Raw genomic sequence first — 7,361 nt, 5'->3', positions numbered from 1 at the left:
AAGGTACTACATTTACCAAGCGGCTAATCCTCTAAACGTCTTACTGTCTAGTTTCTAGCCAACGAATCGCACCACACCCCACACCCTGTCCCCACGAAAAACTTTTTCAGCAGACCCTACTTAGACTGCGAGCGGGCCACAGCTTTTAATTTGGGATACAATTCCGAAGGGTCTAACAAAGGGATAAACTCATCGATTGCCGGTTTAAAATTAGCCGGAAAATTCTCCCTAGTTCCATGGCTGTTAGGCGATTTAGGCACTGATTCTAATTCAGGGAATTTGGGTGTTTCTGGGGTTAACTGCGAGAATAATTCCTCCACATCACTCATCCCCTTGCGAGGATCATCAAAAAGAGAAGTTTCTAAGTTTAGTAAAGAATCTTTACTCTTGGCTTCCGCTCGTGGCTCTGGATAAGGCCGCTCAAGGCTGGGAGAAGGTATCTTGACCTGTTCCTGTTGAGGGATAAATACCGTTTTTTTGCCATTTAACTGGGAATCTGGCCAGTTTTTACAAACCAAGCGCTCGAATTCCCCCGTAAAATGAAAGGTAGGATGGCCGCGACGGTGCCAAATTTTGAGGATTTCCTCCACCGAAATGACTTTGTAACGTCCCTGATAGAGTGCCTCTAAAATCGCCATGCGAATCCAATTTAGCGAATAGATGGGCAACCAGCGCTCGATTAATTCTTGCGCTTTATATCCTCTCATTTCAAATCGATATTGGTTGAGTATAGTCGCTATCTGCATGAGGTTGATCTCTGGGTTAATCTCTGCCATAGAATTTACAAAGACAGTGAGCGCAATCGTGATGGCTACTAGGCACTCTATATATTAAGATTCTATTCAGATTTTTCCTAGTGGTTTTTCCCTATTCTCCCCACACTTACCCTTTCGGGTATCTTCGCTCAAGACAAGTTGACTCCCTAAAATCGGGTTCCCTTTTGGTGGCAATTTATCCCCCGCTAACTCCTGTACGGTTTAACGGGACTCCTCTGGCCACCTTAAGATAGTTTTTGTCTTTTCCTTGATTCGGTTGACCCAGTTTACACCTCTTTCTTACCACAACCTGAGTAATTTGTCAATCAAAAAGCAGAATTTCCTCAATCAACCCAGAGGAGATAGAACTATAGCACTACCCTGACAGCCTACCCGATCGAGTTTTTCTGAGTCCCCAGAAATTTTTTGTTAAAATTTGCAACATAACTTAACAATGTGTTACACTTCTTAACATAAGCATACAAAAGGAGCCTCCCCATGACTGCCCGCGGCTACACCACCGAAGAACAAGGAAGACTGAATAATTTTGCTGTTGAACCGAAAATGTACGTTGATAGTTCTAGCAGTCTCGGTTTTACCAAAAACGCTGAAAAACTGAATGGCAGACTAGCTATGATTGGCTTTGTCTCTCTTTTAGCCATTGAATTGTTAACCGGTAAAGGAATTATTGCTTGGATTACCAGTCTCTAAGAATTAACAATCCCGTCGCGCTGTTCGGGGAGTTCAGTCCCCGTCCAGACGGGGTGGTTTAGATACCATAAATGCCCTCAAAAACAGCTTTAGCAGGACCTGTCATGTAAACCCGGTTATCGGTTTGGGACCAGTGAATCTGAAGACAGCCACCGGGCAGTTCCACGGTACAACGGCGATCGCATTTGCCCGTCAACACAGCTGCCACCACCACAGCACAAGCACCAGTCCCACAAGCGAGAGTAATTCCCGCTCCTCTTTCCCAGACACGCATCTTCATATAATCCGGCGCGATTACCTCCACAAACTCCACATTAGTCCGTTGGGGAAAAACCGGATGATGCTCAAATTTTGGCCCGATAGTTTCTAGGGGAATAGAGGCCAGATCATCCACAAAAGTGACGCAGTGGGGATTACCCATACTAACGCAAGTAACTAACCAATCTTTACCCTCCACCTCTAGGGGAACCGCGAGGACTTTTTCTGCTCCATTGACCAAAGTGGTGGGGATTTCACTGCCTAGTAATTGCGGCGGTCCCATATCGACCGTTACCTGTTCATTGGCTTCTAAACGGGGAATAATCGTTCCTGCTAGAGTATGAATGCGATAGGTGCGGCCAATGGCGTTGTTAGCCTCTAAACGGGCGATAAATTGGGCTAGACAGCGAATACCGTTACCACACATTTCTGGTTCCGAACCATCAGAGTTGAAAATTCTCATGGTGTAGTCGGTTGCTGCTTGGCCGGGAAGCGCAAAAATCACGCCATCGGCACCGATGCCAAAATGTCGATCGCACATAGCCACGGCCATTTCCGCTGTGATCAGGGGTTCGGGACTGTGACGGTTATCTATCAAAATAAAATCATTGCCCAGGCCTTGATATTTGGTAAAGGGGATTTTCATGGTCAATAAAAGCTGCTCAACAGGAATAATAGAGGATGAACACCTCATCGATAAACTCATTATGTCTCAATTTGATCCTGGTCTGCCGAGTATTAAACAAGTACAGAGCTATATTCAAGAGAAACGGGAAGTAGAAATTAAGTTAAGCACCGATGATCTGCTCGTTGGTCGCATCCTTTGGCAAGATGCTAACTGTCTATACCTAGTCGATCACTACGATAAACCCACTTTAATTTGGCAACAGTCTCTAGTTTATTTAAGACCTAAAGCCTAGGAGGAAATTGGCGATATTTGTCCGTGGGATGCGTCCCGGACGCATCAAAAATTCAGTAGCAAGCAGATAGCTTTTGAGCAAATGTAAGGTCAGTTGGGGTTAAGGAGATTTGGCCATGAATTTTAGCAAATAATCAGGTGGGATGGCGAGGATAGCATCAGAATTTCAGTGGCTGGAAAATTTGGGTTAAATTGCCCAATCAAGAAAGTCAGAGAGTCCAGCAGAGCGATCGCCATCTAATTTCAGATATGGATTGCCGCTTGTCTGCTAACAATTCAGTCCACTGCTGTACATAACCTGTTATACTCTTGGGCAAAACGAATCCACCGCCATTGTTATGCTGGAAAATCAGGTCGGGGCAGATGCCGTCGCCAATGAGCAGATACCTACTCTAGAATTATCGATCATCATGCCCTGTCTCAACGAGGCGGAAACCCTTGCCACCTGTATCGGCAAAGCGCGAGATTATCTGGAACAACACAAAATTGCGGGAGAGGTGCTAATCGCCGATAATGGCAGTAGCGATGGTTCCCAAGAAATTGCCACTAATTCAGGGGCGCGGGTGGTTCCTATCCCAGAAAGGGGACTATGATTATGAGGGATTTGAATATATGAGGACAGTTTATCTCTATTCGATATAGTAGTTACTATCGTGTAAAACAAGTTATTGCCAAAGTAATCTAAATTATGATTAATGTACTTCAAAAGAGTTTTTACAAATTTTGTTCTTTACTATCTAGTCAACAATTTCGACGATTTTTTATTTTTGGTTTAACCTGTAATATTATTTATACTTTTTCCATATATTTATTAACTGAAAAAATCAAATTTCATTACATTGCATCGGTAGTTATTGCTCTAATTTATACAAGTTTTCTTGGGTTTTGCCTAAATAAGTTTTATACTTTTAATACAAGTATAAAAATGTTTTTCCCAGAATTGATAAAGTACTATAATGTCATGTTTTCTGGCTTATTAATTAACGTGGCTTGGATGTTTATTTTGGTAGAAGTATTTAAACTATGGTACATGGCATCGGTAGTAATTGTGAGTGCAGGTTTAATGTTTTATAATTTTTTCTTGCACAAACACTGGAGTTTTCGTGGTTTAAATAAGCATAAAAAAGACCATAAGAGCAGATAGTTTTCCTTGTTATTAGTAGATCAATTTCGACGTTATTTAATTGAGTTAAGTGCATTAAATATTATGCCCAAAAAACAATTATTGACGAGAATATTTTGCGAAGATATAAACAAATTATTCTTTGCTTGTGGGATTTTATCAATTATCATTATTAAGTTTTTTTTAATCAGAAACAGTGAAGTTGTTGGTCAACCAAGAGATTCCTTGCTCTATACGTTAATGGCAGATCAGAATATTTGGTTTCCTACTAATAAAGCTAAGGCAATAATTGATTATATGCCAGGATATCCGATATTTATAATGGTTTCTAATTTTCTGAATTTTTATCTAAGAATTAGTCATGAGATTTTTTACACTATTTCTAATATATTATTAGTTTTTAGTTTTAGATGACTAAAAATTCCTCGATATATCTGCTTAGTTGTTTTTGCAATTTTAACTTTTCATATAACAACTTTTATGGTTTTCAATACTATTGTAACTGAAACAATAGCCATTAGCTTATATCATATCCTTTTGGCTTTAACCATCATAACTGTTATGTCAGAAAATTTAGCCAAGAAACTAATATTTTCTGTTCTTGGCGGCTTGTGTTTAGGAATAATATTTATTACCTGTCCAGAGCAGATAGTGTTCTTGCTGAGTTACCTAGTTGTTTTTGTTATTCTTGTATTAAGGAATAGAATGAATATAGCAAGAGCTATTCGAGAAGCTTTGCCGATTTGTATTATTCCCATTGCTATAAGTTTATTAATTACTACAGTTTTTACTTTATTAAATGCTTTTTTTCTAGAATTACCAGCGTTATCCATTAGTAACTCATCGGCTTTCAAAGAAACTTTTTCCCAGATTCAGAGTATAGATGATGGTCAAAATATAGATGATTTTGAGTTTGTCAATATAAATCGCCAACAATTAAAAATGGCTTATCAAGTCAAGTGAGTCCAACATTGAATCAAGTCAAACCTCTAATCGAAGAAGAATTGGCTAGGAGAATTACTAGAATTGGTGGAAAAGATACTAATATAGAAGTAGCAATTGATTGGGTGCAATGGTCAACAATAGAAGCAATTAGAAGAAGCGATTTAACAGAAGATAGGAGTATATATAAAGTTTTTACTCAAATTAATTCTGAACTGCAAGAGGCATTTAACGATAAAAGAATTAACAGGAAAACTTTCTCTTTTGATGATATAGATATAGGATTTTGGCTAACCAAATTTCCTCATTCATTAACTGAAATGAGTGTATATTTATTTTTGCCACGAGTCAGTAGTAAGAAATTATTACAAAATACGGATGATCCTCGAGTAACCCCTGAAATGAGATCAATATTTAATCGAGTGGCACATCGTCGAACTTATCTAGTTAACCAACCAGATTTAAATAAAGACCTTATCTTCTATTTAAACCGGATCACTCCTTTAATTCAGATCATCAATATTCTTGGAATGATATCTTTTGTAACATTATTCGTCTATTACTTGGTTAAACCTATTCACTCCCAACTTCTTAATCAATACACATTGATTATTTCTTTTGCCTTATCTATAATTTTACTGCGCTTATTTTTGTATGTTGCAGTCGATCTGGCATTTTTCCCTGCACCCTCACGTTATCTCTTTCCCAGTAATCCATTGCTATCGGCACTGTCAATTCTAAACTTATATGTTACAACTAAACTTTTAAGGTCATTTCGATTTTAAGCTTGATATAGCTAAGGTTTATGGCTGTGAAACCAAGATAAACTTCAGTTTTTAATTTTTCAGTATCATTTTCTCTGGGTTGCCGAATTTTTGCCCTAAGCCGTTCGTAATCTAAACCCCGTTGTTGGGATGCTGAAGGCCCTGTCTAGCTTAGATAGCTTCGGAAATCTGGATAATGAACACCCCAATCATTATAGGTTATTGGGGACAAAGACAAGCCAATCAATTAAGGCAGCACTATTGAGCAATCAAAAATTTGTTGTCACAAATGTCAATAATCCTGTTATACTCTTGAGCAAAACGACTCCACCGCGATTGTTATGCTGGAAAATCAGGTCATGGCAGATGCCGCCTCTAATGAGCAGATACCTACTTTAGAATTATCGATCGTCATGCCCTGTCTCAACGAGGCGGAAACCCTGGCCACCTGTATCGGCAAAGCACGAGATTATCTGGAACAACACAAAATTGCGGGAGAGGTGCTAATCGCCGATAATGGCAGTAGCGACGGTTCCCAAGAAATTGCCACTAATTCAGGGGCGCGGGTGGTTCCCATCCCGGAAAGGGGTTATGGTAGCGCCCTGCGGGGAGGTATCGCCGCCGCCAAAGGTCAATACATTATTATGGGGGATGCCGATGATAGCTATGACTTTACCAATCTCTCGCCTTTCCTAGAAAAATTGCGACAGGGTTATGATTTGGTGATGGGCAATCGTTTTCAGGGGGGAATTCAACCCGGGGCGATGCCGGTATTGCATAAGTATCTGGGCAATCCTGTCTTGACTTGGTTAGGACGGTTATTTTTTGGCAGCCCCTGTGGTGATTTTCACTGTGGATTGCGCGGGTTTAGTAAACAGGCGATCGAACAATTGAACCTACGCACCACTGGCATGGAATTCGCCAGCGAGATGGTGGTGAAAGCATCCCTCTACGGCCTGAAAATTACCGAAGTACCAACCACTTTATCCCCTGACGGTCGCAGTCGTCCCCCCCACCTAAAAACTTGGCGCGATGGCTGGCGACATCTCCGCTTCCTCTTAATGTATAGTCCTCGCTGGTTGTTTCTCTACCCCGGACTGGCTTTAATGTTTCTGGGATTTGTGGCGACGATTTGGTTTATGACCCAACCGAGAGTTCACACCCTTCTCTATTCAGCCACAGCTTTGATTATCGGCTTTCAAATCGTCAGTTTTGCCATCTTCACAAAAGCTTTTGCTATCAGCGAAGGTTTATTACCGGAAGACCGAAAATTAAGACGATTTTTGCGTTATATTAATCTGGAGGTGGGATTGATCATTGGCGTAATTTTATTGGTACTAGGTATGGGCGGTTCACTGTATGCTTTATACATTTGGAATGCTCGACTTTATGGGGCTTTAGATCCAGCCGTGACCATGCGGATTGTCATTCCTTCCGTAACCGCTCTAGCGTTGGGAGTACAGGTGGTTTTTTCCAGTTTCTTTTTAAGTGTTTTGGGATTGAAACGAAGATAAAAATAATTGTAACTGATTGTTATCGGCTTTATTGCTTCTAAACTTATATGTTACCCTTCAACTTTCGGATACTCAAAAATACCAAGAAATAGACAATCATCCTAGTTCTTATGGTATCCGTATTAAACAGGGTAAGCTCAGTAGGTAGGCACAATTATTTGTAGGATGGGTTAGCGGTAGCGTAACCCATGCGGGCGTTGGGTTTCATGCTTCAACCCAACCTACGTTCATTTTATATTTAATTCCACCCACCTACTTAATCATATTCAAGCCAAAAAAGCTGACTACGTTGTCGCCCTTAAAGCTAATCATCCGACTCTTTATACTCAGGTCAAAAACTGGTTTGAGCAAGCTCAAGCACATCAATTTGATGGT

The 7,361-nt window shown here is 40.4% G+C and carries 9 protein-coding genes and 1 pseudogene; 8 read left to right on the top strand and 2 right to left on the bottom strand.

Features of this window, described 5'->3' with window-relative positions; all coding sequences use genetic code 11:
• Positions 1 to 116 precede the first annotated feature (116 nt).
• Positions 117 to 776 (bottom strand): hypothetical protein, encoded by a 660-nt coding sequence (locus EWV66_RS10320; RefSeq protein ID WP_072928035.1) that lies wholly within the window; start codon positions 774 to 776, stop codon positions 117 to 119.
• Between the two features lie 477 nt (positions 777 to 1,253).
• Here EWV66_RS10320 and EWV66_RS10315 point away from each other — a divergent pair, with 477 nt between their 5' ends.
• The gene (locus tag EWV66_RS10315; RefSeq protein WP_002756687.1) at positions 1,254 to 1,466 is read left to right on the top strand and encodes a CAB/ELIP/HLIP family chlorophyll-binding protein; all 213 of its coding nucleotides are present in this window, start codon (positions 1,254 to 1,256) and stop codon (positions 1,464 to 1,466) included.
• Positions 1,467 to 1,524: 58 nt separating this feature from the next.
• Here EWV66_RS10315 and dapF read toward each other — a convergent pair whose 3' ends face one another.
• On the bottom strand, positions 1,525 to 2,370 hold the full coding sequence (gene dapF, locus EWV66_RS10310) for a diaminopimelate epimerase (protein WP_287109264.1): 846 nt from the start codon (positions 2,368 to 2,370) through the stop codon (positions 1,525 to 1,527).
• A gap of 61 nt (positions 2,371 to 2,431) precedes the next feature.
• Between dapF and EWV66_RS10305 the strand changes: the two genes are divergently transcribed.
• From EWV66_RS10305 to EWV66_RS10275, 7 genes and pseudogenes are all read left to right on the top strand, one after another.
• Complete coding sequence (locus tag EWV66_RS10305; RefSeq protein WP_002733331.1) at positions 2,432 to 2,644, top strand: Hfq-related RNA-binding protein; 213 nt, start codon at positions 2,432 to 2,434, stop codon at positions 2,642 to 2,644.
• A 337-nt stretch (positions 2,645 to 2,981) separates the two neighbouring features.
• Positions 2,982 to 3,230, top strand: a pseudogene (locus EWV66_RS10300) (glycosyltransferase); the annotation flags it as partial.
• Between the two features lie 101 nt (positions 3,231 to 3,331).
• A complete protein-coding gene (locus EWV66_RS10295; RefSeq protein WP_185237964.1) occupies positions 3,332 to 3,787 on the top strand; it encodes a GtrA family protein in 456 nt (151 codons plus the stop codon).
• A gap of 63 nt (positions 3,788 to 3,850) precedes the next feature.
• On the top strand, positions 3,851 to 4,180 hold the full coding sequence (locus tag EWV66_RS10290) for a hypothetical protein (RefSeq protein WP_287109265.1): 330 nt from the start codon (positions 3,851 to 3,853) through the stop codon (positions 4,178 to 4,180).
• A 66-nt stretch (positions 4,181 to 4,246) separates the two neighbouring features.
• Positions 4,247 to 4,729 (top strand): hypothetical protein, encoded by a 483-nt coding sequence (locus EWV66_RS10285; RefSeq protein WP_287109266.1) that lies wholly within the window; start codon positions 4,247 to 4,249, stop codon positions 4,727 to 4,729.
• An 8-nt stretch (positions 4,730 to 4,737) separates the two neighbouring features.
• Positions 4,738 to 5,493 (top strand): hypothetical protein, encoded by a 756-nt coding sequence (locus EWV66_RS10280; RefSeq protein WP_287109267.1) that lies wholly within the window; start codon positions 4,738 to 4,740, stop codon positions 5,491 to 5,493.
• Between the two features lie 320 nt (positions 5,494 to 5,813).
• Positions 5,814 to 6,986: a glycosyltransferase family 2 protein gene (locus EWV66_RS10275; protein ID WP_287109268.1), complete on the top strand. Its 1,173-nt coding sequence runs from the start codon at positions 5,814 to 5,816 to the stop codon at positions 6,984 to 6,986.
• Positions 6,987 to 7,361: the final 375 nt, after the last annotated feature.

The sequence above is a fragment of the Microcystis sp. M_OC_Ca_00000000_C217Col genome (assembly GCF_007095585.1).
In the GTDB taxonomy this organism is placed as follows: Bacteria; Cyanobacteriota; Cyanobacteriia; order Cyanobacteriales; family Microcystaceae; genus Microcystis; species Microcystis panniformis.
The sequence above is the reverse complement of the archived record's forward strand: the minus strand, read 5'-3'. Positions and strand labels throughout refer to the sequence as shown.

Excerpts from the sequence above, each read along its gene's own strand:
- EWV66_RS10320 (WP_072928035.1), bottom strand. The coding sequence starts at position 776 with ATGGCAGAGATTAACCCAGAGATCAACCTCATGCAGATAGCGACTATA.
- EWV66_RS10315 (WP_002756687.1), top strand. The coding sequence starts at position 1,254 with ATGACTGCCCGCGGCTACACCACCGAAGAACAAGGAAGACTGAATAAT.
- dapF (WP_287109264.1), bottom strand. The coding sequence starts at position 2,370 with ATGAAAATCCCCTTTACCAAATATCAAGGCCTGGGCAATGATTTTATT.
- EWV66_RS10305 (WP_002733331.1), top strand. The coding sequence starts at position 2,432 with ATGTCTCAATTTGATCCTGGTCTGCCGAGTATTAAACAAGTACAGAGC.
- EWV66_RS10295 (WP_185237964.1), top strand. The coding sequence starts at position 3,332 with ATGATTAATGTACTTCAAAAGAGTTTTTACAAATTTTGTTCTTTACTA.
- EWV66_RS10290 (WP_287109265.1), top strand. The coding sequence starts at position 3,851 with ATGCCCAAAAAACAATTATTGACGAGAATATTTTGCGAAGATATAAAC.
- EWV66_RS10285 (WP_287109266.1), top strand. The coding sequence starts at position 4,247 with ATGGTTTTCAATACTATTGTAACTGAAACAATAGCCATTAGCTTATAT.
- EWV66_RS10275 (WP_287109268.1), top strand. The coding sequence starts at position 5,814 with ATGCTGGAAAATCAGGTCATGGCAGATGCCGCCTCTAATGAGCAGATA.